24 protein-coding genes and 1 tRNA gene are annotated in these 26,163 nt (G+C 51.3%); 12 read left to right on the forward strand and 13 right to left on the reverse strand.

What is annotated here, in order from left to right; genetic code table 11:
• Positions 1–28 precede the first annotated feature (28 nt).
• The 6 genes from Q1L85_RS04160 to glnA form a co-directional block, all read right to left on the reverse strand.
• Entirely contained in the window at positions 29–1,339 is a 1,311-nt protein-coding gene (locus Q1L85_RS04160) for a TolC family protein (RefSeq protein ID WP_300432368.1), read from the reverse strand.
• The gene (locus Q1L85_RS04165) at positions 1,317–2,705 is read right to left on the reverse strand and encodes an HlyD family type I secretion periplasmic adaptor subunit (protein ID WP_300432370.1); all 1,389 of its coding nucleotides are present in this window, start codon (positions 2,703–2,705) and stop codon (positions 1,317–1,319) included. Before Q1L85_RS04165 ends, Q1L85_RS04160 begins: the two co-directional genes overlap by 23 nt.
• Entirely contained in the window at positions 2,702–4,843 is a 2,142-nt protein-coding gene (locus tag Q1L85_RS04170) for a type I secretion system permease/ATPase (protein ID WP_300432372.1), read from the reverse strand. Before Q1L85_RS04170 ends, Q1L85_RS04165 begins: the two co-directional genes overlap by 4 nt.
• A 193-nt stretch (positions 4,844–5,036) precedes the next feature.
• Complete coding sequence (locus Q1L85_RS04175; RefSeq protein ID WP_300432374.1) at positions 5,037–5,333, reverse strand: hypothetical protein; 297 nt, start codon at positions 5,331–5,333, stop codon at positions 5,037–5,039.
• The gene (locus Q1L85_RS04180; protein WP_300432376.1) at positions 5,330–7,519 is read right to left on the reverse strand and encodes an OsmC domain/YcaO domain-containing protein; all 2,190 of its coding nucleotides are present in this window, start codon (positions 7,517–7,519) and stop codon (positions 5,330–5,332) included. The genes Q1L85_RS04175 and Q1L85_RS04180 overlap by 4 nt, the downstream gene beginning before the upstream one ends.
• A gap of 136 nt (positions 7,520–7,655) precedes the next feature.
• Complete coding sequence (gene glnA, locus Q1L85_RS04185; protein ID WP_300432378.1) at positions 7,656–9,062, reverse strand: glutamate--ammonia ligase; 1,407 nt, start codon at positions 9,060–9,062, stop codon at positions 7,656–7,658.
• A gap of 472 nt (positions 9,063–9,534) precedes the next feature.
• Between glnA and typA the strand changes: the two genes are divergently transcribed.
• Complete coding sequence (typA, locus tag Q1L85_RS04190) at positions 9,535–11,352, forward strand: translational GTPase TypA (RefSeq protein WP_300428656.1); 1,818 nt, start codon at positions 9,535–9,537, stop codon at positions 11,350–11,352.
• A gap of 191 nt (positions 11,353–11,543) precedes the next feature.
• Here typA and Q1L85_RS04195 read toward each other — a convergent pair whose 3' ends face one another.
• From Q1L85_RS04195 to Q1L85_RS04210, 4 genes are all read right to left on the reverse strand, one after another.
• Positions 11,544–12,806: a malic enzyme-like NAD(P)-binding protein gene (locus Q1L85_RS04195; protein WP_300432380.1), complete on the reverse strand. Its 1,263-nt coding sequence runs from the start codon at positions 12,804–12,806 to the stop codon at positions 11,544–11,546.
• A 144-nt stretch (positions 12,807–12,950) separates the two neighbouring features.
• The gene (locus Q1L85_RS04200; protein ID WP_300426968.1) at positions 12,951–14,306 is read right to left on the reverse strand and encodes a HAMP domain-containing sensor histidine kinase; all 1,356 of its coding nucleotides are present in this window, start codon (positions 14,304–14,306) and stop codon (positions 12,951–12,953) included.
• A 37-nt stretch (positions 14,307–14,343) separates the two neighbouring features.
• Positions 14,344–15,036, reverse strand: coding sequence for a response regulator (locus Q1L85_RS04205; protein ID WP_300426969.1), 693 nt, complete (start codon positions 15,034–15,036; stop codon positions 14,344–14,346).
• A 93-nt stretch (positions 15,037–15,129) separates the two neighbouring features.
• On the reverse strand, positions 15,130–16,149 hold the full coding sequence (locus tag Q1L85_RS04210) for an AI-2E family transporter (protein ID WP_300432383.1): 1,020 nt from the start codon (positions 16,147–16,149) through the stop codon (positions 15,130–15,132).
• Positions 16,150–16,256: 107 nt separating this feature from the next.
• Between Q1L85_RS04210 and Q1L85_RS04215 the strand changes: the two genes are divergently transcribed.
• The 6 genes from Q1L85_RS04215 to Q1L85_RS04240 all read left to right on the forward strand — a co-directional run bounded on the left by Q1L85_RS04215 (position 16,257) and on the right by Q1L85_RS04240 (position 19,930).
• Positions 16,257–16,341 (forward strand) — tRNA-Leu (locus tag Q1L85_RS04215).
• 133 nt (positions 16,342–16,474) lie between these two features.
• The gene (locus Q1L85_RS04220; RefSeq protein WP_300426971.1) at positions 16,475–17,578 is read left to right on the forward strand and encodes a hypothetical protein; all 1,104 of its coding nucleotides are present in this window, start codon (positions 16,475–16,477) and stop codon (positions 17,576–17,578) included.
• 61 nt (positions 17,579–17,639) lie between these two features.
• Positions 17,640–18,335, forward strand: coding sequence for a RebB family R body protein (locus tag Q1L85_RS16700; protein ID WP_307726794.1), 696 nt, complete (start codon positions 17,640–17,642; stop codon positions 18,333–18,335).
• Between the two features lie 290 nt (positions 18,336–18,625).
• The gene (locus Q1L85_RS04230) at positions 18,626–18,958 is read left to right on the forward strand and encodes a CidA/LrgA family protein (RefSeq protein ID WP_300426972.1); all 333 of its coding nucleotides are present in this window, start codon (positions 18,626–18,628) and stop codon (positions 18,956–18,958) included.
• On the forward strand, positions 18,958–19,644 hold the full coding sequence (locus Q1L85_RS04235) for an LrgB family protein (protein ID WP_300426973.1): 687 nt from the start codon (positions 18,958–18,960) through the stop codon (positions 19,642–19,644). Before Q1L85_RS04230 ends, Q1L85_RS04235 begins: the two co-directional genes overlap by 1 nt.
• A 7-nt stretch (positions 19,645–19,651) precedes the next feature.
• Positions 19,652–19,930, forward strand: coding sequence for a hypothetical protein (locus tag Q1L85_RS04240; RefSeq protein WP_300426975.1), 279 nt, complete (start codon positions 19,652–19,654; stop codon positions 19,928–19,930).
• Positions 19,931–19,952: 22 nt separating this feature from the next.
• Here the strand turns inward: Q1L85_RS04240 and Q1L85_RS04245 are convergent, their stop codons facing one another.
• Positions 19,953–20,567, reverse strand: a complete 615-nt coding sequence (locus Q1L85_RS04245) for a glutathione S-transferase N-terminal domain-containing protein (RefSeq protein WP_300426977.1) — start codon at positions 20,565–20,567, stop codon at positions 19,953–19,955.
• 37 nt (positions 20,568–20,604) lie between these two features.
• Complete coding sequence (locus Q1L85_RS04250; RefSeq protein ID WP_300432387.1) at positions 20,605–21,933, reverse strand: MATE family efflux transporter; 1,329 nt, start codon at positions 21,931–21,933, stop codon at positions 20,605–20,607.
• 292 nt (positions 21,934–22,225) lie between these two features.
• Here Q1L85_RS04250 and Q1L85_RS04255 point away from each other — a divergent pair, with 292 nt between their 5' ends.
• Together Q1L85_RS04255 and Q1L85_RS04260 are read left to right on the forward strand one after the other, a co-directional pair.
• Positions 22,226–22,879 (forward strand): phage tail protein, encoded by a 654-nt coding sequence (locus tag Q1L85_RS04255; RefSeq protein WP_300426981.1) that lies wholly within the window; start codon positions 22,226–22,228, stop codon positions 22,877–22,879.
• 10 nt (positions 22,880–22,889) lie between these two features.
• Positions 22,890–23,552, forward strand: a complete 663-nt coding sequence (locus Q1L85_RS04260) for an MYXO-CTERM sorting domain-containing protein (protein WP_300426982.1) — start codon at positions 22,890–22,892, stop codon at positions 23,550–23,552.
• Here Q1L85_RS04260 and nudE read toward each other — a convergent pair.
• Positions 23,544–24,122 (reverse strand): ADP compounds hydrolase NudE, encoded by a 579-nt coding sequence (gene nudE / locus Q1L85_RS04265; RefSeq protein WP_300426983.1) that lies wholly within the window; start codon positions 24,120–24,122, stop codon positions 23,544–23,546. The genes Q1L85_RS04260 and nudE overlap by 9 nt on opposite strands.
• Before the next feature lie 52 nt (positions 24,123–24,174).
• Between nudE and yrfG the strand changes: the two genes are divergently transcribed.
• From yrfG to hslO, 3 genes are read left to right on the forward strand one after another with little or no spacing between them, the layout of a single operon-like run.
• Positions 24,175–24,831 (forward strand): GMP/IMP nucleotidase, encoded by a 657-nt coding sequence (gene yrfG, locus Q1L85_RS04270; protein WP_300426985.1) that lies wholly within the window; start codon positions 24,175–24,177, stop codon positions 24,829–24,831.
• A gap of 25 nt (positions 24,832–24,856) precedes the next feature.
• Positions 24,857–25,255 carry a ribosome-associated heat shock protein Hsp15 gene (hslR, locus tag Q1L85_RS04275; RefSeq protein WP_300426987.1) on the forward strand — a complete coding sequence of 133 codons (399 nt, stop codon included), beginning with the start codon at positions 24,857–24,859 and terminating at the stop codon, positions 25,253–25,255.
• A complete protein-coding gene (gene hslO, locus Q1L85_RS04280) occupies positions 25,255–26,103 on the forward strand; it encodes an Hsp33 family molecular chaperone HslO (protein WP_300426988.1) in 849 nt (282 codons plus the stop codon). The genes hslR and hslO overlap by 1 nt, the downstream gene beginning before the upstream one ends.
• Positions 26,104–26,163 lie beyond the last annotated feature (60 nt).

Genomic DNA, 26,163 nt, shown 5'->3' on the forward strand with positions numbered 1-26,163 from the left:
TGCCAATAAAAATATAATCTTCTTCATATCATTCCATGAGTAGGTAACTAAAATTACCAGTTTCAATACTTATATCTACGCGAATACCCAGCAATGCCATGCAAACCTCTCCACGCTTCCGAGCGACCTGCAAGTTCTGCTGAATATAATTATCAAGTTCTGCTGTGCTAATCTGACCTAACTCGTACTCTTGTTGTCGTATAGTGAGCAAATCAGAGCTTCTGACATAAGCCTCATTCGTGGCATCAAAAGACGCCTCCATTCTTTTATACCGTGAATACAAACTTCGAATAGTTTTTATACTATTTAACCTTGTCTGCCTTAATAGCTGAGAATAAAGCGCAGACCTTCTGGAGTAGGACGAGACTTGACGATATGACGAGTAAGAAGCAAAAAGAGGAATATCGACCCCTAGCTGTGCCACAGAAGTATTACTGATAGAACCATCGAAAGATCCATTAATGGTTTCCGAGCGTGATCGTTCATAACTCAGATAAACAGTGGGAAAAAAGCGTGATTTAGCTCTAGCTGCTTCGCTATCAAGCACTTCCAATTCGCGCTGAAGGAGTTCAATACTTGGATACTGATCAACCATCAGTAACATGTCATTCAGTTCAACAGGAGCAAGAAATGAGGGCGCACCTTCACATTCGACACCGGCAGTAAGCCTTGTATACCCTGTATACATCTCCAACAGTGATTCAGCCTCCTGAAGCTCCGAAGCATAGCGCTCAACGTCAGCCACGGCCTGACTGAACTGTATCTCTGCCTCAATGTACTCTAAGTCATTAGAAACCCCTAAGGATGCTCCGTCTTCGATACGAGCGAGTCGAGCACGCTCCAAACCCAGAATTTCTTCAGAGTTTCTGAGCGATATACTAGCCAAGTAGTGTTGCTGATAGGCACTGAATACTCTATCTAACAGGTGAGTTTTCGCAGATTCAATCTCAGCCCCGTATAGCGACTGTTTTGACTTCTGTGCAGATATAATTTCAATTTTCGATTTATCGTATATGGGCTGAACTACTCGCCCAGATAAAGAGCGCCTTTTATAGTCCCCCTGACTGGAGTAAGCACTTACCTCTCCCGAGTCATTTGCCTCAGTGTAGGAGTAGTCATAAGACAAGTCTGCTTCGGGGAGATATTCCAAATAACCCGTATCTTCTGTATAGATATCAATGGCTTTCTCTTCTTTGACTCTTCTGAACTCCTGATCATAATCAAGCGCAGCAGCAAAATAGTCACCCAGTGGCAGCGAGAAGGAAGATGAACTGTATGCTGCCAAGGCTAATAGCAGCAGACTCCAGAGTGTAACTTTAACGCTCAGTGAAAGACTCATCGACGTATTCCACAAAGTTAGTTAAAAAATACTCGATTACTGGTCGCTTACCAATATTCAAATCAGCAGAAACCGTCATCCCTGCAGACAACGGGATCATTTTTTCCCCGACCTGAATTTCTTGCTCTTGTAACGAAATCTTTATCGGGTACACCCAGCCAACCGCTTCGTCCATCACAGCATCTGCTGAAATAGTCGATACCTCTCCGGCTATAGACCCATATTTGGTGTATTGGAAGCTATCCACTTTGATATTGGCAGACATACCACGTTCTACAAATCCGACATCCAGATTTTTGAGAGAGACATTTGCCTGCAATTCAGTGCCTGAAGGTACAATCACCATTAGAATATCTGCTGGTGTCACTACGCCCCCCACCGTTGTTACTTTGAGCTGAGAAACAACACCATCGACCGGCGAGGTTAGATACCGGTTAGACTCTCTCTCTTTCGCCTTTACTATAGAGAGTTCCAGGCTTTTGATCTTGGAGGCAATATCCTCACGCCCCTCGTGATACTCATATAATTTTGTCGACTTAAAATCTTCCCGCTCTTTATACCCGCTCTGGAGTGTACTCTCTGACTCTCGTAGTTGAGATTCAGCAGCATAATACCTTGCTTGGTCATCAAGAAACCGCCGCTTGGCCTCCAACCATTGATTCCTGGATATACTTCCAATAGAAAATAGTGCCTTCTTCGAGTCAAAATCATCTGAAGATATTGATAGTATGCGTTTGGTTGAATTCAACTCAGTTTTTGCTGATTCAACCGCTAGTTTTCGATTATTAATTTCCTGCTCAATCAAGCTGTATTTATCAACATATGCTTGAAGCTCTTTTCTGTAGACAGATTCCTGATCGGAGCAATAATCACGCCCGGTAGTATCGCTACAACCAACAAGGAATCCACTGTCGATCTGCACACTCTCCATTTCAACAGCAGCAATTAGTTTTTCGTAGCGATATCTTTTTGCAAGGGCCAGATCGTGTTCTAGCTCAACCTGACGCCGATCAGTCTCAGGATCTGTAGGGTCCAGCTCCAGCAATACATCTCCCTTCCTGACACTTTTACCATCAGTTACATGGAGGCGATTAACCTTTGAGGCTTCGAGCGCCTGAACCACTTTGACGCTACCAACAGGTTCGAGCTTTCCCTGTGCAGTAGCTACGACGTCCATTTCTGCAAAAATCGACCAAAGTATCGCGACTGCGAAAAAGGTAAGTATCGTCCAGAGTAGCATTCTGGATGCCCTACTAGGTGGCGTTGCCATAACAGCCAAAACATCTGGTAAGAAATCATGTTCATAGCTGTCTTGACCGACAATTCTTCTTTTAAATGCCTTATAAAATGAAAAGAGGTATTTCATGCAGTAGCCTCTTCAACACCCTTACTCTGCTGAAGGTTATTAAGATAGAAATACCTGCCGCTGCTATTTCTCATCAGCTCGTCATGGCTACCGACCTCTACAATTCGTCCCTTCTCAATTGTGATTATTCGATCACAATTCCGCACAGATGAAAGGCGATGAGCAATGGTGATCACTGTACGCCCTTGAGAGATTTTTCCCATGTTCTGATGTATGACGCTTTCTGATTCGTAATCTAACGCCGAGGTAGCCTCATCAAAAATAAGGATTCCAGGGTTGGTCGCCAGAACTCGTGCAATAGCAATCCGCTGCCTCTGTCCTCCAGAAAGACCTACACCGTTCTCACCAAGAAGGGTGTCGTACCCTTCAGGCAATCCAGAAATAAAGTCATGGGCTCCAGCTAACTTTGCTGCCTGTACAACCCTCTCCATCGGCATAACAGCATCCGATATCGCGATATTATCTCGCACGGACATCTCGAAAAGCTTACTGTCCTGCATGACAACGCCAACTTTACGCCTAAGCCACGCGATGTCGACACCTGAAATGTCAACACCTCCAATTTTGATTGAGCCAAGCTCAGGAATGTACAAACGCTGTAAGAGTTTGCTTATTGTCGATTTCCCGGAGCCGGAGCTACCGACAATGCCAATCGTCTCACCTGGTTTAATATTTATATCAATGTCTCTCAGCACTTCAGGTTTATTCGGTGCATACCGAAAAACCACACCTTTCATTTCGATACCGTGGGATTTAAGATCAGGCTGTTTGGTGCTTTTGCCATATACTTCGGCAGGTGTGTTAATCAGATCTCCGAGTCGATCAAGTGATATTCTGAATTGCTGAAAATCTTGCCACAGCTGAGACAGCCGAAGTATCGGCTGAGCTATCTGCCCAGCAAGCATGTTAAAAGCAATCAGAGCACCAACCGTCAGTTCCTCAGCCATAACTAACTTCGCCCCCTGCCAAAGAAGCAGCGCAGTCACGATCTTTCCAACCACAGAAATAGCCTGAGAGCCGATATTGCTAATTTTAACAACCCGAAATGAAGACGATACGTATTCAGATAACTGCTGATTCCACTTGTTTCTCGTGGACGGCTCAACAGACATCGATTTCAACGTCTCAATGCCAGCAATAGACTCCGTCAAGAACGCTTGATTGGTAGCCCCACGCTGAAACTTTTCTTCAGTTCGTGCTTTAAGTCGAGGGGTAATAACGATAGATATAAGTGCGTAAATGGGTAATGACGCGAGTACAATTAAGGTTAAATCAACACTGTACATCAGCATTACAGCTATAAATATGAAAGAAAACAGTAAATCAATAACCGCAGTCAAAGCATTTCCTGTCAAAAATGACCTTACCGTCTCTAACTCGCGCACTCTGGCAACGATCTGGCCTACAGGCCTGGATGTGAAGAATGAAATAGGGAGACTCATCAGGTGCGAGAAGAGCTTGGCTCCGAGGATGACATCGACCCGGCTAGCCGTGTGTGAGAACAGGTAGTTTCGCAATCCTCCAGTGACTGCCTCAAAAACAGCGATAACTATCAGCGCAAAAACCAAGACATTAAGAGTTGAAACACTGCTGTGCACCAGAACTTTATCCATCACAACCTGAAATACTAAAGGCGTGATGAGAGCAAACATCTGTACAAATATAGAGGCAACAATAACCTCGGAGAGAAGGCCCTTATACTTACGGATAGCTGTTAAGAACCACGACAGGCTGAATTTTACGCCGTCTTCAACTAGTGAATTTTTCTTCTTTACAAGAATGGCTGCGCCTGAAAACTTCGCCCAAAATTGATCTTCACTAAGAACTTCTGGTTTTTGGCCGGGCACCTGCACCAGCACGCCTTCGCTTTCGGACTTTCCAACGACGAAATACTCTCCATCGTTATCTTTTGCAATGAAAGGCACCGGTACTTTGGACAGCCGGTCTTTCTTTACTGATATCCTTCTGGACTTACAATCGTGCGCTTTGATAGCTTTGAGCATCCCAACATCATCAATGTCGGAGCGGCCAGCACAGTACTCATGCCTAACCTGCTCAAGATTCACATTCACTTTGAGGATATGAAGGGTGATAGCGAGAGAAATTAGCCCGCTTGGTATCCTTTCCACTGCATCCATTCGTGACTTTCCAAATTACACAAGGTTACACTTGGCATACATTGTACATTTATTGCGCACCTTGTCTACAACTAAAGCCCAATCCCTACCATCAATGGAAGTTCACGACATATTTCTTAGAGCAGCCTCCCGTTAAGATTAATAGTAGACATAAAAGCTCGGCTAGCAGCGACGCTATAAGTAAAATACCAGATCAGTCTTTACTCAGAATCTTAGCAACACCAAGCCCAATCTCCTGAAATAGCGTGCCCACAACGAGAATCAGACCAATAATGATAAACAGATAAAGCAACACCCGGAACTCCAGAAACTGGGCTATTGCGACCCCTTTCAGATTTCCCCGCCAAAGCACCTTATCTTCATCCTTAACAACCTTATACAAGGTATCTTTGACTTCATTCTTACTGGCGCCAACCAGTGGTTTAAACAGATGAAGTATTAACGGCGAAAATAGTACAGCCGCAACAATATATCCCCAGTACTGTGTCACGCTCTCCCTCGCGCCGCATGCAGCTTTCTATAACTATCAATCAACTTAAGATGACGATCCAGTCCTTCCAGCTTCATGCTCGTTTCCGTCAGACCATAGAAGCGCACCGAACCATCGACGGAACCGACAGCGGCATTTAAACGCTCCTGACCAAACATTCGCGTGAAGTTGTGCAGGTAGTCTTCCAGCTCCAGTTCATCATCCAGTGCGACTTCGAGCACGCAGTTTAATGCCTGATAAAACAGCCCACGCTCAACCGTATTATTATTGTATTGCAGGAAGGTTTCGGTCAGTTCTTTGGCTTCTTCAAGACGATCCAGCGCTAAATAACAAAGCAGCTTTAATTCGAGAATCGTGAGCTGGCCCCAGACAGTATTGTCGTCAAATTCGATACCGATAAGCGTCGTAATATCGGTGTAATTATCGAGTTCGCTTTCTTCGAGGCGCTCAACTAATTCTTCGAGCTGTTCACGAGAAAGGCGATGAAGATTCAGAATATCTTCACGGAAATACAGGGCTTTATTGGTGTTGTCCCAGATCAGATCTTCGACCGGATACACTTCAGAATAATCCGGCACCAGAATACGACACGCAGGCACACCAAGATCGTTGTACGTCGCCATATAGGCTTCTTTGCCGAGGTCTTCAAGAATGCCAAACAGGGCTTCTGCTTCGACGATATTGTTGCGCTGGCCGTTGTCAGTGAAATCCCACTCAACAAAGTCATAATCGGACTTTGCACTGAAGAAACGCCATGAAACGAGCCCGGTTGAATCAATAAAGTGTTCAACAAAGTTATTTGGCTCAGTCACCGCATTACTTTCAAAGGTTGGTGCTGGCAGATCGTTTAAGCCTTCAAAGCTGCGCCCCTGAAGAAGCTCTGTCAGGCTACGCTCGAGTGCAACCTCGAAGCTTGGGTGCGCACCAAACGAAGCGAAGACACCGCCGGTACGTGGGTTCATAAGCGTTACGCACATCACCGGGAACTGACCGCCCAACGAGGCATCTTTGACCAGTACGGGAAAGCCCTGCTCTTCGAGGCCTTTAATACCCGCGACTATCGACGGGTATTTATTTATTACGCTTTCAGGAACATCTGGCAGCGCCAGCTCACCTTCGAGAATTTCACGCTTTACTGCCCGCTCAAAAATTTCAGAAAGGCACTGCACCTGAGCTTCAGCCAGAGTATTACCCGCGCTCATACCGTTACTTAAAAACAGGTTTTCAATCAGGTTAGACGGGAAATACACCGTCTCGCCATCCGACTGGCGAACATACGGAATAGAACAGATACCGCGCTCGACATTACCCGAATTAGTATCGTACAGATGCGAGCCACACAGCTCGCCATCCGGGTTGTAAATATCGAGGCAGTATTCATCCAGAATTTCTTCCGGCAGCTCGTCTTCAGGCCCCGGCTGGAACCACTTTTCATCCGGATAATGCACAAACTCGGCATTAGCAATCTCTTCACCGAAATATTGGTCGTTATAGAAGAAATTACAGTTCAGGCGCTCCATAAATTCGCCCAGCGCAGACGCCAGAGCGCTTTCTTTGGTAGAGCCTTTACCGTTGGTAAAACACATCTGCGAATCCGCATCGCGGATATGCAGCGACCAGACGTTCGGCACGATATTGCGCCACGACGCCACTTCGATCTTCATACCCAGATCCGCCAGCAGGCCAGTCATATTGGCGATGGTCTGCTCCAGCGGCAGGTCTTTACCCAGAATACTGGTGCCTTCGCCTTCCATTTCCGGTGCCTGCAACAGCGCCTGTGCATCTTCGTCGAGGTTTTCAACCACATCAATCTGAAAATCAGGCCCGGTCTGCACCACCTTCTTAACGGTACAACGGTCGATGGAGCGCAGAATGCCAAGACGGTCCTTCTCAGAGATATTCTCTGGCAGCTCTACATCGATTTTGAAAATCTGGTTATAGCGGTTTTCAGGATCAACGATATTGTTCTGGGAAAGGCGGATGTTCTCGGTCGGGATATCCCGCGCCAGGCAGTAAACCTTAACGAAGTAAGCCGCACAGAGCGCAGACGAAGCCAGAAAGTAATCAAACGGACTGGGCGCAGACCCATCACCCTTGTAGCGGATAGGCTGGTCAGTCACCACAGTGAAGTCATCGAATTTGGCTTCGAGACGGAGGTTGTCGAGAAAATTGACCTTGATCTGCATAAGGGCGCACCAATGAAAAGCGGATTCAGGGCGCTATTATCCAGTTTTGAGAGCGGGTGTCGCGGTTGGTTAAATGACAGGCACAAAAAAGGGCCGCCGAAGCGACCCTCTTTATCACTGCTGGATAATCCGGAGATTACACAGAGTAGTACAGATCGAATTCTACTGGGTGAGTAGTATGTTCAACACGGTACACTTCTTCCATCTTCAGATCGATGTATGCTTCGATCATGTCTGCAGTGAACACGTCACCCGCAGTCAGGAAGTCCATGTCTGCTTTCAGGCTGTCCAGAGCTTCACGCAGAGAACCACAAACCTGTGGAATCTTAGCCGCTTCTTCAGCTGGCAGATCGTACAGATCTTTGTCAGCTGCATCGCCAGGGTGGATCTTGTTCTTAACGCCGTCGATACCAGCCATCAGCATTGCTGCGAACGCCAGGTATGGGTTAGCGGTTGGATCCGGGAAGCGAGCTTCAATACGCTTGCCTTTTGGAGACGCAACGTAAGGAATACGGATAGAAGCAGAGCGGTTACGGGCAGAGTATGCCAGCATCACTGGAGCTTCGAAGCCTGGGATCAGACGCTTGTAAGAGTTAGTAGACGGGTTGGTGAACGCGTTCAGTGCTTTAGCGTGCTTGATGATACCGCCGATGTAGAACAGAGCAGTTTCAGACAGACCCGCGTAGCCGTCACCAGCGAACATGTTTTCGCCGTCTTTCCAGAAGGACTGGTGAACGTGCATACCAGAACCGTTATCACCAACGATTGGCTTAGGCATGAAGGTAGCAGTCTTGCCGTATGCGTTTGCAACGTTGTGAACAACGTACTTCAGAATCTGAACTTCGTCAGCTTTCTTAACCAGAGTGTTGAACTTAACGCCGATTTCGTTCTGACCAGCGTTTGCCACTTCATGGTGGTGTACTTCAACGTCCTGACCAACAGCGATCAGGGTGTTACACATAGCAGCACGGATGTCGTGCAGGCTGTCTACTGGTGGTACTGGGAAATAACCGCCTTTAACGCGTGGACGGTGACCCAGGTTGCCGCCTTCTACTTTAGAAGCAGTCGCCCATGCACCTTCGTCAGAGTTGATTTTCACGAAGCAGCCCTGCATGTCAGCGCCCCAGGTGATGTCGTCAAAGATGAAGAATTCTGGCTCTGGACCAAAGAAAGCAGTGTCACCCAGACCGGTAGACTGCAGGTATTCTTCAGCGCGCTTAGCAACAGAACGTGGATCACGCTCGTAGCCCTGCATAGTAGAAGGCTCAACAATGTCACAACGCAGGATCAGGGTAGCGTCTTCAGTGAACGGGTCCAGGAAGCAAGTAGAATCGTCTGGCATCAGGATCATGTCAGATTCGTTAATACCTTTCCAACCAGCGATAGAAGAACCGTCAAACATCTGGCCAGTTTCGAAGAAATCTTCGTCAACGTATGAGGCAGGGATGGTTACGTGCTGTTCTTTACCCTTGGTGTCAGTGAAGCGCAGGTCAACCCACTTCACGTCATTTTCTTTGATCAGATTCAGAGTGTTCTCTGACATTGTTTTTCTCCAGATGCTGGTTCAAATGAGTTCGGGGGATCACCCCGGCTTACCATGCTCACAGATAGAGCAATTAGTGTGCCATTTTGGACACCCTGCTAACCCTTGAAAATACTGGGCCCAGGGAACGAACACACACCTTATTTGCACCACTTTTGTGCATATATAACAATATTTGCACCAGTTTGGTTCAATCGGATTTCTACAGCTGGTCTGCGTATGCAAGCCCGCACATTATAGGTTCACTGCCCACCCGCCGTATATGCTCTTTGGTGCAAAACGCAGGCTTTTTTGATCTGGCCCAACATGGGCTGAACGTCAGCAATGACATATGGAAAAACTTCACCCATACAATCAAAGAAATATCCCGGATCTGGGGTGATTCAGGTATACTCCGCGCTCAAATTTTAACCGGCTCCTGACCCTGCCATCGCAGAGCCCTCAGGTGCTCACAATACTGAAGGCAACTGTTGTGATCGAGAATCTCAGAAATATCGCCATCATCGCCCACGTTGACCACGGTAAAACTACCCTGGTTGATAAACTGCTTGAACAGTCAGGCACTCTGGATCGCAACCAGGGCGGCGAGCGCGTGATGGACTCCAACGATCAGGAGAAAGAGCGCGGGATTACCATTCTGGCGAAAAACACCGCCATCAAATGGAATGACTACCGCATTAACATCGTAGACACCCCTGGACACGCCGACTTCGGTGGCGAGGTTGAACGCGTAATGTCTATGGTGGACTCTGTATGTCTGCTGGTAGACGCGGTAGATGGCCCGATGCCTCAGACCCGCTTCGTAACCCAGAAGGCATTCGAGCGCGGCCTGCGCCCTATCGTTGTTATCAACAAAATCGACCGTCCGGGCGCACGCCCTGACTGGGTAATGGACGAGATCTTCGATCTGTTCGACCGTTTGGGCGCAACCGAAGAACAGCTCGATTTCCCGGTTATCTACGCCTCAGCTCTGAACGGTATTGCTGGTGATGATCCGGACAATATGGCTGACGACATGACCCCTCTTTTCCAGATGATCGTGGACCACGTACAGCCGCCAGCAGTTGAAATTGATGGCCCGTTCCAGATGCAGGTTTCTGCTCTGGATTACGACAGCTTCGTCGGCGTTATCGGTGTGGGTCGTATTACCCGCGGCAAACTCAAACCCGGCACCGACGTTCAGCTGATTGATATCGACGGCAAGATCCGCAAAGGCCGTATTCAACAGGTGAAGGGCTTCCACGGCCTGAACCGTGTCGATGTTGCTGAAGCAACTGCAGGTGACATCGTCTGTATCTCTGGTATCGATGGTCTGAATATTTCCGACACCCTGTGTGCAGTTGGTAATGTCGAAGCTCTGCCGCCACTGTCTGTTGATGAGCCAACCGTAAGCATGACCTTCCAGGTGAACGATTCTCCGTTCGCTGGTAAAGAAGGTAAGTACGTGACTTCACGGAACATCAAAGACCGCCTGGAGCAGGAACTCATCCACAACGTAGCTCTGCGCGTTGAAGACGGCGAGACTCCTGAAAAATTCAAAGTATCCGGGCGTGGTGAACTGCACCTGTCTGTACTGATTGAAACCATGCGTCGCGAAGGCTTCGAAATGGCGATCGGTAAACCGGAAGTTGTACAGAAAGAAGTTGATGGCGTACTGCAGGAACCGTACGAGCAGGTCGTGATCGACATCGAAGAAGAGCACCAGGGCTCTATCATGGAAGAGATGGGTAACCGTCGTGCCGAAATGACCAACATGGTCCCGGACGGCAAAGGCCGCGTTCGTCTGGAGTTCATTGCTCCTGCACGTGGTCTGATCGGTTTCCGCGGTCTGTTCCTGACCCTTACCTCTGGCTCAGGCATCCTGACCAACGTCTTCGATCACTACGGTCCGGTTCAGGCGTCTCTTGGTGCTACCCGACACAATGGTGTACTGGTATCCATGGTCGCTGGTAAGGCTCTGGCTTATGCACTGTTCACACTGCAGGATCGTGGTCGCCTCTTTATCGGCCCTCAGACTGAAGTGTACGAAGGTATGATCGTTGGCCTGCACAGCCGCGACAACGATCTGGTGGTTAACCCAACCAAAGCGAAGCAGCTGACCAACGTCCGTGCATCTGGTACTGACGAAGCCCTGACCCTGACTCCATTTGTGCGTCACACACTGGAACAGGCTCTGGAGTTCATTGAAGACGACGAACTGGTTGAAGTAACACCAACCAGCATCCGTCTGCGTAAGAAGCTGTTGACCGAAAACGAGCGTAAGCGTGCTAAGCCAAAGAAAAGCGCATAAGCTTTTTTAAGGCTCACAAAAAACCCGGCCGATGCCGGGTTTTTTTATGCTTGTAGATTCATTATGGATTCCCGCCTACGCGGGAATGACAGTGCGCATGTCATTTCCGCGAAAGTGGAAATCCAACGATATGACAGCAATAAAAAAGGCCGCATAAGCGGCCTTTTTTGTTACTCACTGATTCTGACTGATCAGATGTCGTCGATAGACTTCAGTGGGTAATTTGCTGGCAGCGGACCAGCCGCTGAACCGGTATCAATCGCCGCTTGCGCTACAGCAGTAGAGACTGCACCCAGCAGACGGGAATCAACCGCTTTAGGGATGATGTACTCACGACCGAATTCCAGAGAATCCAGACCGTAAGCATCCAGCACTTCCTGAGTCACTGGCTCTTTCGCCAGGTCAGCCAGCGCCTTAGCAGCAGCCAGTTTCATTTCTTCGTTGATACGCTTAGCGCGAACGTCCAGTGCACCACGGAAGATGAATGGGAAGCCCAGTACGTTGTTTACCTGGTTAGGGAAGTCAGAACGGCCAGTTGCCATAATGGCATCAGGGCGTGCTTCTGCTACTACGTCTGGCATGATTTCTGGAACCGGGTTCGCACAAGCGAAGATGATTGGGTTCTCAGCCATGGTTTTGATCTGTTCGCCAGTCACCATGTTCGGACCAGACAGACCCAGGAAGATGTCAGCACCATCCAGAGCATCGTCTACAGTGCGCTTGTCTGTGTCGATTGCGAAGCCAGCTTTGTACTGGTTCAGATCGTCACGACCAGAGTGGATCACACCTTTACGGTCACACATGAAGATGTTTTCTGGCTTCATGCCTGCCAGGATCAGCAGTTTAGAACACGAAATTGCCGCAGCACCTGCACCCAGTACTGTCATCTTAACGTCTTCGATCTTCTTACCGACGATCTCCAGCGCGTTCAGTACACCGGCCACAGTTACGATCGCTGTACCGTGCTGGTCATCGTGGAATACCGGGATGTCACACTGTTCGATCAGAGTGCGCTCAATTTCAAAGCATTCTGGCGCTTTAATATCTTCGAGGTTGATACCGCCAAAGGTATTTGCAATGCGACGAACGGTGTCGATAAACGCCTGCGGGCTTTCTGACTCAACTTCGATATCGATGGAGTCAACACCAGCAAAGCGCTTGAACAGCAGGCTCTTGCCTTCCATAACTGGCTTGGAAGCCAGCGGGCCCAGATCACCAAGACCCAGAATGGCAGTGCCGTCAGAGATTACAGCGACGAGGTTACCTTTCGCTGTGTACTTATAAGCATTCTCAGGATCTGCGGCGATTTCCTTGACCGGCTCAGCCACACCCGGGCTGTATGCCAGTGACAGATCACGCGAAGTCTGAGCTGGCTTGGTCAGCTCGACACTGATTTTTCCTGGCTTAGGAAATTGATGGTAATCCAGAGCCGCTTGTTTGAAATCTTCTGACATAGTGCTCGTCCAGTTTTCGTCGCTTTTTTTGTGTTGTGTAGTCACTGACACCGCTATTCCCGGCAGCGCAGAGACAAAGGCCGTACTTGATAACAAAAAACTGGTCAAACTTCCAGCAAAATCCACCACAAAAGGTGATTTAAGTCAGCTGCCACGCGGCTTCGGAGTGTTTTCGGGGTTCAGGGGCAGGCGCAGCGTAACTTTGAGCCCGGGCGCGACGTTTTCAGCGATGACCAGCCCACTATGCAGCTCGGTGATCCGTTTCACCAACGCGAGGCCAATACCGTATCCGCCGGCGGCGTGGTCTCGCGCACTGTCGACCTGAGTGAAAGCGTCAAAGATCCGGCCAAGCTCCTCCTCCGGAACACCGGGCCCCTGATCCTGCACCGATATGGACGCTACGCCATCCCGCACATCACAACCCACCAGCAGATCTCCCCCTTCGGGAGAGAAGCGGATCGCGTTACGCAGAATATTATCGAACGCCCGCTCGACCAGCAGCCAGTCCCAATCGGCATCAACGGCACCCGACGACCAGTGCCTGCGTACCGTCAGCCCTCTGCTGCGACACTCGATGTCGGCATCGTCCAGCCATTCGGTCAACCGGCCTTTCAGATCGTCACTCTCGATCAGAAGCTCTGTCTCATCCTGTTGCTGCAGACGAGCAAGGTCCAGCATCTGGCCAATCAGGTTATCAACCTGCCCAACCGCTCTCTCAATCCGGTCGTGTTCAGCAACCAGCACATCGTTGGTATCTTTCTTCCGGGCAATGGCCAGTGCGATCTGCAGACGGGTAAGAGGTGAACGTAACTCATGAGACACATCGCGCAGCAGCTGCTGGTGACTGTGAAGCAGACTCTGAAGAGACGCCGCCATACTGATCACTTCGTCCGTCAGGGCGCCAATTTCATCATGCCTGCGGTAACTGTCACTGAGCGCGGTCATATCGAAATCCCCACCGGCCAGCCTGCGCACCGCACGCTGAAGCCGCAGAACAGGTCGCGTCAGAGTCCAGGCAAGGAGGAAACACAGTAAGGTCACCACCACGGCCATAACGACAGGAACCACCCAGCGGTCTTCTTCCTGCAGAATGTACTGCATATCTTTGCGGGCCACGGCAACGTAGATATAACCACCGCGTGTCACCGGGCCAATCATCAGATAGCCATCATCCTGACCCCAGAGGATTTCTGATTGTTCTGCCGCCGCGTCAGCGAACTGTTCAAGGTCGTGTGGCAGCTGCCCGATACTGTCGATGGGAGTAATCACCAGATTCCAGCCCGGGCGCAAACGCCTCCACAGCCGGCGTTCTTCTGCCAGTACCGGACGTTGATTTTCAATCAGCAGAGCGAGGTGCCTGACCTCCTGAGGTGTCGCCGTACGGTAGTAGTTGTCCTCAAGCCAGAGGATGGTCCCCACGGCAGCGCCCATCGCCAGAATAACGATCGACCAGAACCAGAGAAAAATGCGCAGGAAAAGTGAACGATACCAGCGGACCATCAGCGATCGCCCCGCTGGGAAATGTCAGACAGAAAAATCACACGCGAACCAACAGGTAGCCGCGCGAACGCACCGTTTTGATCCAGTCAGAATCATCAGGACGCTTACCCAGTTTCTTACGCAGATTACTGACGTGCATATCGATCGAACGGTCATAGGCCATCAACTGACGTCCGAGCGCCGCCAGTGACAGAGTGTCTTTATCCACCAGCTCACCCACATGCTCCATCAGACACTGCAGAACACCAAATTCAGCGCCAGTCAGAGGTAACTCTTCTCCCGAACGTGTAGCGCTGCGCGTTGCCGGGTTCAGCACCAGCTCACCCACCTCAAGAAGCTGACTGGCCGCGGCCTGCGGGTCTGAAGACATATCAATACGCCGGAACAAGGCTTTAATGCGCGCCATCAGTTCATGATGATGATATGGCTTGGGAATATAGTCGTCGGCACCGTGCTCAAGCCCCAGCACCCGATCGACACTTTCACCCCGTGCGGTCAGCATAATGACCGGTATCGAAGACTTACGGCGCAGTTCCTTCAGTACTTCAAATCCATTCAGTTTGGGCAACATAACGTCGAGCAGAATCAGGCTGTAGTTACCGGATAACGCCTGTTCCAGACCCGTTTTACCATCCTGGACTGCAGTCAGCTCAAAGCCTTCCATTGCCAGGTATTCTTTGAGCAGTTCGCCCAGTTCCAGATCGTCATCGATCAGCAGTACGGATTTCATAATTCACCTCTGACATCAGAGTACCTCTGGCCCGAAAAGCCGCCCAGAGCGATTTACCCTTTTTTACTCTTAACCACCCGAGCTGACTCAGCCCTACTGATCCAGCAGCGTCGCCAGCCAGTGGGTACGTTCATTCACTTCGAGAGCGATCTTGACTACCATGGTCAGCGGTATCGACAGCAACATTCCCACCGGCCCAAGCACCCATCCCCAGAACACCAGAGAGAGGAACACCACCAACGTCGACAGACCCAGTGTGCGTCCCATCATTTTCGGCTCAACAATATTACCGAAAAAGGTATTGGCGATAACGTAGACCGCCGCAGTCAGCGCTGCTTCGCCCACACTCAACTGAATCAAAGCCACCAGCACCGCCGGAACCGCTGCGATAATGGAACCGATATTCGGGATGTAGTTCAGCAGAAACGCGACCAGAGCCCACATTGCAGCGTAATCGACACCAATCACCCAGAGTGCCACACCAATCGTCGCGCCTGTCATCAGCGACACCAGAGTCTTAATCACCAGGTACTTCTGCACCAGCTGAGAAAAGCGAGAAAAATGCTGAACAGCCTGCGTTTTGTCCCCAAGCGCACGGCGCAGCTTTTCAGGAAAGCCGGCGGCCTCCAGAAGAATGAAGATAACGGTAAACAGAATCAGAAAGGTATTAGCCAGCACACCACCCAGGCCATTAAACACATTGGCGACCATTTTCATGACCGCACCCGGGTTCACGTATTCGCGCAGGACATTGTCAGAAACATCAATGCCATTGGCCTGCAGCCAGGCAACCGACTGGTCGACCAGTGCCTGAAGTTTACTCTCATAGAGGGGCATATCCTGATAGAAGGCATTGATTGTTCGCCCAACAAAGGTTGCCAGAATCGTCCCGAACAGCAGAAAGCCCACCAGGATAAGAAGCACAGCTGCAATTTCAGGCACCCGGTGCCGCGTCAGCCAGCGCATCACAGGCGCGCTCAGGATGGCGATAAAGATAGAAAGCAGGAAAGGGATCAGGATACTCGCGGCGCTTTTCACACCCGCGATGACGATCACAAACGCCGCCGCAATCAGGAAAATATTGGTATGAAGGCGGGTCTCTGGTTGATTCATGGAGCACGTCCTGTCTGCAAAGTGCCTGTACGATACCCGACTCCAAAGAACACGCCAAGGTAGCTTGCATTACGCTGCATTTTGCGTAGAATCGCGGCCTCTTCTGTGCGGAAGTGGCGAAATTGGTAGACGCACTGGATTTAGGTTCCAGCGCCGCAAGGTGTGAGAGTTCGAGTCTCTCCTTCCGCACCACTTACTCTCTCTGAGTAAGGAACTCCTCTGTGCTTTTATATCATCCCTGACATTTGTCCCAAGTTGCCCTCTGAAATCTGGCTCTATCTGTCTCATAATATCGCCTAAGAACAAAGATACGCCGGGAAGCATTATGAAACGCAAACCTATACCAGCAAGCCGCATTGGCCTTGGAATAGCGACCACGATGATTGGTGCGCTAGTGCCTCTTAGCAGTCACGCACTCGAAAAGCAGTTCGTTTCTTTCAAACAGACACAGGTTACCCCGTTTGGTGACGAAGACTCTGTTGTTTTTCCTGGTGACAGCGTGACGTTTGATTCGACCACCTTCACCGAGCTCACATACTCCAGTCCCACCAGCAAGAAATTCTCTGTTGAGATATCTGCGCTCCTCGATGCAGAGAAAGAAATCGATCAGCTCAAGGCTATCTTTAACTGGGGAGGCATCATGCTGGTCACCAGCCAAGGCTCTATCAAAGGGCGTTTTTCAGAGACTGACGAAGCAAGATTTCCCGGAAATCAGGATCCTGACGATCTGTTTCAGACGCTGCTTCCGGAAGATCCGGAGTTCGACGGTAAGTCTCAGTTTCTCGCAGTGGGGGTACAACGCTACGGCGATCGTTATGTTGGAATCGGCTATGAGAAAAACGTATTTCCGGTCATTCTCGACGTAGATACAAATCAGAATTCTGAATTTGGCTTTAACCCCCGCACAGGCGAGTTTGAAAATCACAACGATGAGGGTAATTATCCTTACCAGGCGATCGACGCAGAAGGCACAATTGAAACGCTGGGTCTTTGGCTTCGCGTTGATTCACTGAAGAACAGTTTCGATAAAGTAGCGAGGACGGGAAAGCGGGATGTTGGCCTCTTCCTGGACCTTGATATGCTTCTTGGATTTTCGACCTATACACCGGGCGATCAGGTCGAAACTGACTATGAGAATGCAACCCAACAGGTTGCAGCCGATACTGGCAACCCCGGAGAAGGCACGGCGCTGAACGTCTCTGGAGCCACTTCTCTATTGTCAATCAGCAGCACTTATGGCGTTGGATTTCAGGCCGTCGCTCCGGTTGCTGACTACATCATTGGCGCGAGCCTTGGAGTAGAGGGAACAATCAACACTTACGCCTTTGAATCCGACTATGACACAGGCCCTGGTGTTGAGGCGGAGTATGGATCTGAAAGTTTCTACGCAACCTACGGAATATTTTTCCGGGTTGCTGGCGCGTTCTGACTTCACCCAGAACCAGAAACCGCCTTACTGTGGGATTAATCAAATTTAAAGGATTAATCCCATGGCTTTCCCTACCGCAGTTAACGATCAGATCACAGATTCCGTCACTCAAAGCAACGTGAAAGTCATTGCTGATGCACCCGCAGTGGCGATGAGTAACATCTACCAGGCAACGGCTCAGGCGCTTTCTAACGCGGCGCACAATGCCACCACAGCCCAGCAGCAGACATCCGTGACCGCACAAGCGGCTCTTACTCAAGGTATTGCAACCCTTTACAGCATCGACACGGCAAGTACAGCGGCCCAGTTCGAAAAAAGTAACTCGTCCAATGTGAAAACCACTGCAGATAACAATAAAAGCTGCCATACAGAAAAAGACCCGCATGAGTCCATTAATGGGGACACGTCTGCCCCCGCCAACCAGACTGCGGAGATCGGAGACTCACTCAAGCAACAGACCGAAGCCCTGACCGCCGGCAATGAAGAGATACAGCAGGATATTAAGGAATCGATCGAAGCGGCCATAACATTCGCTCTCGATAGCAACCTCGGGTCTGCGGACCGCTTCAATCATGCCGTGCGTGAAGTGATGGACGCCTTTGTAAGTTCACTACAGGCAATCGCCGAGAGTGAGCACAAGAGCGCAATGAATACAGTAAAAATGGCAGCGACCATTCAGACTCTGCAAGCGATGCTGGCGTTTCCTGATAAGCATGATCAGTATGCAAAAATACTGGAGACGGTGCGGGGCTTATAGCTCTGCTCCTCCCATTAAATGCCCTCAAGCAAGATCTTCAATATCCAAAACAGTGGCAGACGGATAAGGGATGAATCACATCAGAATTGTCTGGAGGTTTCATTCAGATAAATGAAAACAGCATTTTCCCCTCCACCGACTTTACAAGCAGCTACCCGGTGACAGGACCAGGAATCACGGAACCTGTCTGCCATTGCTCGCCATCCGACCTTAGTATCTACCCTCGTCCCTTCTTCTGACTGACATGCGCCGCTACAATAGCGTCACACGTTATTCCTCGATGGGCATCCATGACCGGCCTTCTGATACTTCTGCTGTTCCTAGTAGCAGGGAACTTAATCCAGGCGCAGTTCACTCTGCCTGTTCCCGGCTCCATCATCGGCATGCTGCTGTTGCTGTTTTTTCTGGTACTTCGGGGACGAACGCCCTCCAGTCTGACGGACATCAGTAAGACACTCTCTCCCTTACTGCCATTATTTATTATTCCGGTGAGCGTAGGCATTGTGACGCAGAAAGCGCTGCTCGAAGAAAACGGGGTCGCGCTGTTAGTCATTCTTGCCGTCAGTCTGATTCCCGGTGCTTTGGTCTGTGCGTTCATCATGAACTGGAAGAGGAAGAGCTGATGTTCAGTCAACTGCTGCAGATGCCACTGTTCTGGGCGACTCTGACCATAGCGGCATTTATCATCGGGCAACACCTCTACCGGCTGTTAGGTAACAGCGCATTTCTACCACCGATTCTCACCGGCATTATTCTGGTGTCTGCGGTATTAGAGGCCACCGGCGTGCCCTTTGAAACCTATATGGAAGGTGGCCAGTATCTGCATCTGATGCTGGGCCCAGTGGTCGTCATGTTGGCCGTGCCCCTCTATCAGTTTATCCATGCAATGAAGAAGGAATGGCTGCGTATTTCACTGGCCATCACTCTGGGCAGCGGAACAACAGTGGGGCTGGCCGTTATTCTCGCAGATATCTGGATCGGGGATCTGGCCGTCACTGCGACGATGGCGACGAAATCGGTAACCACTCCGGTAGCCGTTACCCTCAGCGAGCAGTTGGGTGGTATCAGTGCTCTGGCGTCAGCCTTCGTGATTATCACTGGCGTTTTCGGCGCTCTGATCATTCCGCCGCTGCTGAAAACCGCCAGGATGGACAGTCCTGCGGCCATGGGGCTTAGTCTTGGTGTATGCGCTCATGCCGTCGGCACCAGCCGCGCCATTGAACTTGGTACTCAACAGGCGGCATACTCGGCCATGGCTATGACACTTACTGCGACACTACACGCCCTGGCGCTGCCCTGGCTGGTATAGGATGGATATGAAAAACGCTCTGCGCAAAATCTTCTCACCGATTCTCAATATCTTTGAAAACAGCAAAGATGAATATGCTTACAAGCCGTCTCATCGCACCATCCTGATTGTGGTCGGCACGCTTTTTCTCGTTCTCGCGGGTGCAGGGGTGTTTATTGCCATTGCTGCAGCACAGCCCGGGGGCGCCTTCCCTGCAGTGGTATTTGGCGTGATTGGTTCTGTCTGCCTGATCGTTGGCTGCCTTGGCAGTGACAAGGCCGTCGCCAATATGTGGAAAAGCCGCTGAGCCACCGCTCTGCGGCAGGACGTCAACCGACGGGTACGGTCGCCGCGAAAGATTCCGCACGGGAGATTTCTGATAACCAGAGTTCCAGCTCTGGCGCTGACTCCCGCCAGTCATAATCCGGGTGACGGAAATCCAGATAATCAAGCGCACAGGCCAGTGATATTTCAGCCATACTGCCAAACGCAGTGCGCAGGCGGGAAACTTCATAGCGCTCAATAAACGCCAGGGTACGGTTCAGTGCACCGTACCAACGCTCCTGCCAGAGGTCCGAGCGCTGCTCTTCAGGGCGCAGACTCTCCATCACCAGCGCGACCGCCGCATCCATCAGACCATCCGCCAGCGCCTGTACCCGTTCAACGGTATCAATATCCATATACGACGGGTCGTGCAATTCAGGTCCGGCAGGAGCCATACGCTGCAGAAACTGACAGATGACCGGACTGTTAACCACCATCTGCCCTGCATCGGTCAGTAAACAAGGGACCTTACCCAGAGGGTTAGCGTCACTCACCTGTTCTGCGTTGCGCAGAGGGTGCGCTATTTCCAGCGTAATCTGATCACGCAATCCCAGCTCCATCGCGGTAATCAGTACCTTACGCGCAAAGGGAGAGGTGGTGGAATAAATAAGTGTCATCATAAAAAAACTCCTTTTACAGTTGTCCGTGCTAACAGGTTCAGCGATTTAACCAGCGATCATCTAACAGTGTTCGACCGACAATGACGGCAACGATACCGCCCAGCAGATTCGCCGCAAGCTCTGCAGCAAAAACGGAACGCTCTTCCAGCAGATAACCCAGCCCCCAGGCAACCGGCACCATAAAGAGTACCACCCGGGCAACGGACTGCAGCAAGGCATAGTTTGCCCGGTCGGTCGCATTCAGGGCACCGTTTACGACAATCAGTGCACCAAAGCCTGCATACCCCCAGACGGAGATAATGAGGTAGGTCGACATTGAATCGATAATGATTCTGTCGTCTGTAAAAATTCCGGCCAGCGATTCCCGCCAGCAGACCATCAGTGTGCCTGCTACCAGTCCGTATACCAGACAGAAAGCGAGCGACAACCAGAGCGCCCGCCGTGCCCTATCGCCATACCCGGCTCCCCAGTTCTGCCCGACAATACCGCCAATGGAGCTGGATAACGCCAGCAGAGGAACCGTCGCCAGGCTCTGAAGTCGCCCGCCCGCTCCGAATGCTGCAACGGCGGCATCACCGTACTGGGCCACCATAGCGGTCAGAACAGACAGGCCCACCGGATTCACTGAATTTGATATCGCCGCCGGAGCACCAACCCGCACAAGTGCCCCAAGATCGTGCTTCGGATGCGCATTCTTCAGTGCCGTCAGCGATAATCCGACACGACTTCGTGACGTAAAAATCAGGGCCAGCATCGCGGCCAGAGTCCAGCCCAGAATGGTTGCATATGCGGCACCCTGCATACCGAAACCTTCAAACAGCCCGGCACCAGTAATCAACAGCGGGTCAAGGATAAGGTTCGCCAGCGCCATCACAATCAGGAGTACCGAGGCTTTGCCTGCCATCCCCTGTGCCCGCAGTGCGCCATTCCCCGCCATGTTGATCAGCAACATAGGAAACCCGAACGCAAACGGCAGCATGTAAGAATCAATCAGCGGCAACAGATCCGGCGACGCATTCATCAGCTCGAACAACGGGCGCCGGAACAACAGCAACAGAAGTGTAATGACCACACCAAACACAGTCGCAGCGACCACACCCAGCGCCACCAGGCTTCGCGCCCGCTCGGTCGCCCCGGCACCTAACGCACGGGCGACAACCGAAGCAATCGCAGCAATAACACCAACCCCCAGCGAAGACAGCGCAATGATGACAGGAAAAATAAAGCTGACGGCCGTGAGCGGGTCATCACCCAGCTGACCGATAAAGTAGGCATCGACCAGCCCGACCGACATGATCGCAAGAATGCCGACCACCATAGGCATCGTCTGTTGAAACAGGTGGCGTCCGACAGACCCTCGGGTCAATGCCGCTCCTTCTACACTCATAACTAACCGGAAATAAGAAACAGGAATGGCACACTAGCACAAAGCGGTTCATATAGTTGCAGCGAGCGTATCAGACACACGGTTCCACGGCCGTAAACAATGACCTACAAGGATGCCAGGTGACGTTAAAAGACCAATGGTTTTATGTGGAAGTAAGCATTCGGGACAGTATCTGCAATAACAAGGTCTCTGCCATTGACTGCTCTTACGCGACAAAAGAAACTCCGGAGACCGTCCAAAGGGATCGGATCCCCTTCGAAAAGGAGCCGTCATGAAACACTTTTTCTCCTCTCTCATTCTTTCTGGCGCCATACTCTCAGGCGTAGCACTGCCAGCCACCAGCCATGCCGAGTACTATCTCGGTGAAATTATCTGGGTAGGATTCAACTTCTGCCCTCGCGGTAGCTCTCCTGCCGATGGTCAGCTATTGGCGATTTCGAGCAATACCGCTTTGTTTTCTCTCTACGGGACACTGTATGGCGGCGATGGCCGGACTACTTTCGCGCTCCCCGACTTACGCGGCAGAGCAGCCATTCATACGGGCAATGGGCCAGGGCTGACGCAAAGGAGAGAGGGACAGGAATACGGTGCAGAGAGCGTGACACTGACAACTAACCAGATGCCGGTTCACTCCCACACCATTGGCTCAGCATCCGCCACTCTCAAAGCCAACGCTTCCACTGATGAACTGAGCAGCAACACTCCGGCTCCGGAAAATGCCGTACTGGCCAATGGTCAACGTGCGGCGGTTTACAGTCCAGCACCTGCTGATACCGACAATATGAAGGCCATGGATTCATCCAGTATTACGCTCTCCGGTTCGACAGGGACGTCTGGCGGTAATTATCCCGTGTCTGTATCACAACCATCGGCGGTCATCCGGGCCTGTGTGATCACCAGCGGCATCTTCCCTTCCCGTAGTTGAGGGCGCACCTATGAAATCTGTACTGGTTGTCTCTCTGGCTCTGTTCGCAAGCAACGCTGTTGCTGTGACCGAAGATTTTACTTCAGCCACCTGGTTGCATCACGAAGATCTCGGCAACAATGTGGTCGCTGGCGATCTGAGGATCGAAGTCCCAGTCGGAGCCAGCCTGAAAGGTGTGCGAGAGCCATTTGCACTCCAACCCGGATACGATCCAACCCGTCCAGCCACTGTCCTGATGATCACCCCTGACAGCGGCGCTGTCTTCAGTGTGCAACGCGTCGGCCTGACCGACCTGTTTGGCATGGACATGGAAACCATCATGATTGCGGGGTTCCGCGATGGCGAACTGATTTCAAGCCAGAGCGCGGGGCCGCTCTGGCAGGATGTTACGATGAGCGGACTGGAGGTTGTGTTATCGGGTTTCAACTCAATTGATCGGCTGACGCTCTCAAGCGACGTACTCAATATTGACGACAGCGATGTCCATTTCTTTCTCGAGAGCGTCACCTACGACCTGACGACAGACGTCACACCCGACACACCCAGTCCATCGCCTGAGAACCCTGACAACCCGACGAACAACGCCGCTGACGACGAAGATGATTCATCCGGCGGCAGCATGGTTTGGGCACTATTAGCCAGCGCCCTGCTATTCCGCCGCCGCTCAGTCTAACGCCTGTCCTTCAAACCGTCCGGCCAGATACTCCGTTGCCAGTGCAAGGGCCGCGATCGCGCGGCCTTCGTTACACTCGTCAGACGCATACAGCGCAGGTAAGTCAGCCAGCTTCCACGGGACGAGTTCCAGCGGCTCTGGCTCATCACCTTCGAGCTTCGATGGATACAGATCCCTCACCAACACCACGTCGATGCCGCCCCGCATGTAGCTGGGTGACAGGCTCATTTTCTTGAGATAGACAAACTCCCGCGCAGCAAAACCAATTTCTTCCTGTAATTCCCGGTTGCAGGCATCGCGCATGGATTCACCGAGATCGATTGCCCCCTTGGGAAGCGTCAGCGTGTAGTCTTCAACACCACCACCGTATTCCCGGATCAGAGCAACGGTTTCATCGTCGAGCAGGGCAACCATCATCACAGCACCACTGCCACCAGGCACCAGACGCTCGTAGGTCCGCTCTACGCCATTACTGAAGCGCAGATCAATCGACTCAACCCGGAACAGGCGACTTTCAGCAACAATGTGGCGCTGCAGAATCTCAGGTTTTTTATGAGGTTTTTTATCCATGTCAGCCCTGTTTTAATAGTGGTAAATCGCTGTGACCAAAGAGTATACCCTTATGAGCCTGCCTGATTGGCAAGAAATTGATACCGTGTTGCTGGATATGGACGGCACCCTGCTGGACCTCCACTTCGATAACTTTTTCTGGCTGGAGCACCTGCCGGGTAAGTACGCCGAGCATCATGGGCTGAGTGAAGAAGAAGCCCTCGCAGAACTGAACAAAAGCTTTGTCGGGCTGCGCGGCACCCTCAACTGGTACTGCCTGGACTACTGGACTGAGCTGACGGGCTTACCTGTCGCTGAACTGAAAAAAGATGTTCAGGAACGTATTGGCTTCCGCCCTCACACGAAGGATTTTCTGGCCCGCCTGAAAGACATGGGAAAACGCACCGTCATCGTGACCAATGCACACCGTGACAGCGTGGACCTGAAGATGGAACGCACCGGACTCGACCAACTCGTCGACCGCGTCATCAGCTCGCACGATTATCAGGAACCAAAAGAAAGTCAGGCGTTCTGGGACCACCTGCACCGGGAAGAAAGCTTCAATCCGGCGCGCACACTACTGATTGACGACAGTCAGGCTGTGTTAGAATCGGCAGAGAAATGGGGTATCCACTGGCTGCTTACGATTTACCATCCGGACAGTCAGAAAGCACCGAACACAGACAGTCGCTTTCCGGGTATCCATCACTTTGATGAAATTAAGTTCTGAAACGAATTCTGCATTGGCAGGGCGCATGAGCGAACAGACACAGAAAATCCGACTCGACAAATGGCTCTGGGCCGCACGATTTTTTAAGACTCGTGCTCTAGCCAAAGGCGCAATCGAAGGCGGCAAGGTGCATTACGAAGGTCAGCGCTGCAAAGTGAGCAAAACCGTCGATGTGGGCGCGAAGCTGACGATCCGACAGGGCTTTGATGAAAAGATCATCGTCATTAAGGCACTCTCTGAACAACGTAAGGGAGCCCCCGAGGCACGCCTGCTCTACGACGAAACCGCCGAAAGCATCAAAGCACGCATGGATCAGGCTGAACACCGGCGGATCATCCGTGCGTCTCAGGCCGCCCCCGATCACAAACCCAACAAAAAAGAGCGTCGCGACATGCGCCGCTTTGAACAACACCAGGACTACTAATGAGCAACAGCGCCGACTCTCTGCAACGGTTCAGCTTTGATCACACCGCAATCCGGGGTGAATTAACCCACCTCAACACCAGCTACCGCGATGTCCTTAAACGTCACAACTACCCGCCTGTAGTGGCGCGGGCAGTCGGTGAACTGATGGCTGCTACGGCACTGCTGAGTGGCAGTCTCAAATTCGCCGGCCGACTGACCCTGCAGATCCGCCTGACGGGCAACATCACCCTGCTTCAGGCCGAAACCAACGAAAAAGGGCAACTGCGAGCAATCGCACGCTATGACGACCTGGCCGAGCAGAGCGAGCTGAAAGTGACTGACGGGCAGATGATTATCACCATCGAGCCGGAAGTAGGACAGCGCTACCAGGGCATTACCCTGATCAGCGGTGGCAATGTGGCCGGCGCACTGGAAGATTACTTCCAGCAGTCAGAGCAGTTGGGCAGTCGTTTCTGGCTGACCTGTGATGGCGAGAATGCCGCCGGATTCATGCTGCAGCAGATGCCATCGGCAGAAGGCGACGATCCCGATGCCTGGGACCGCCTTGGACATCTTGCCAGCACGATGAAAGACGAAGAGCTGCTGCACCTGAATAATGATGTTCTGCTGCACCGCCTGTATCACGAAGAGCAGGTACGGATTTATCCGGCAAGCGCGCTGAGTTTCTTCTGCACCTGCTCAAAAGACCGGATTGGCAATGCACTGCACCAGCTGGGTAAAGCCGAACTGCAGAGTATCCTCGACGAACAGAGTAAAGTAACCATCAGTTGTGAGTTCTGCCAGCAGGCGTACAGTTTCGATCAGGCTCAGGTCGACGAGCTGTTTCCCGAAGAGAAACTCCAGTAACAACAAAGGCTTAGCCCGTCAGGTCAAAAAGCGACCAACGGGGCTTAGCGTCAGCCGGTT

This window comes from uncultured Thalassolituus sp., from assembly GCF_950066645.1.
GTDB lineage: Bacteria > Pseudomonadota > Gammaproteobacteria > Pseudomonadales > Oceanobacteraceae > Thalassolituus.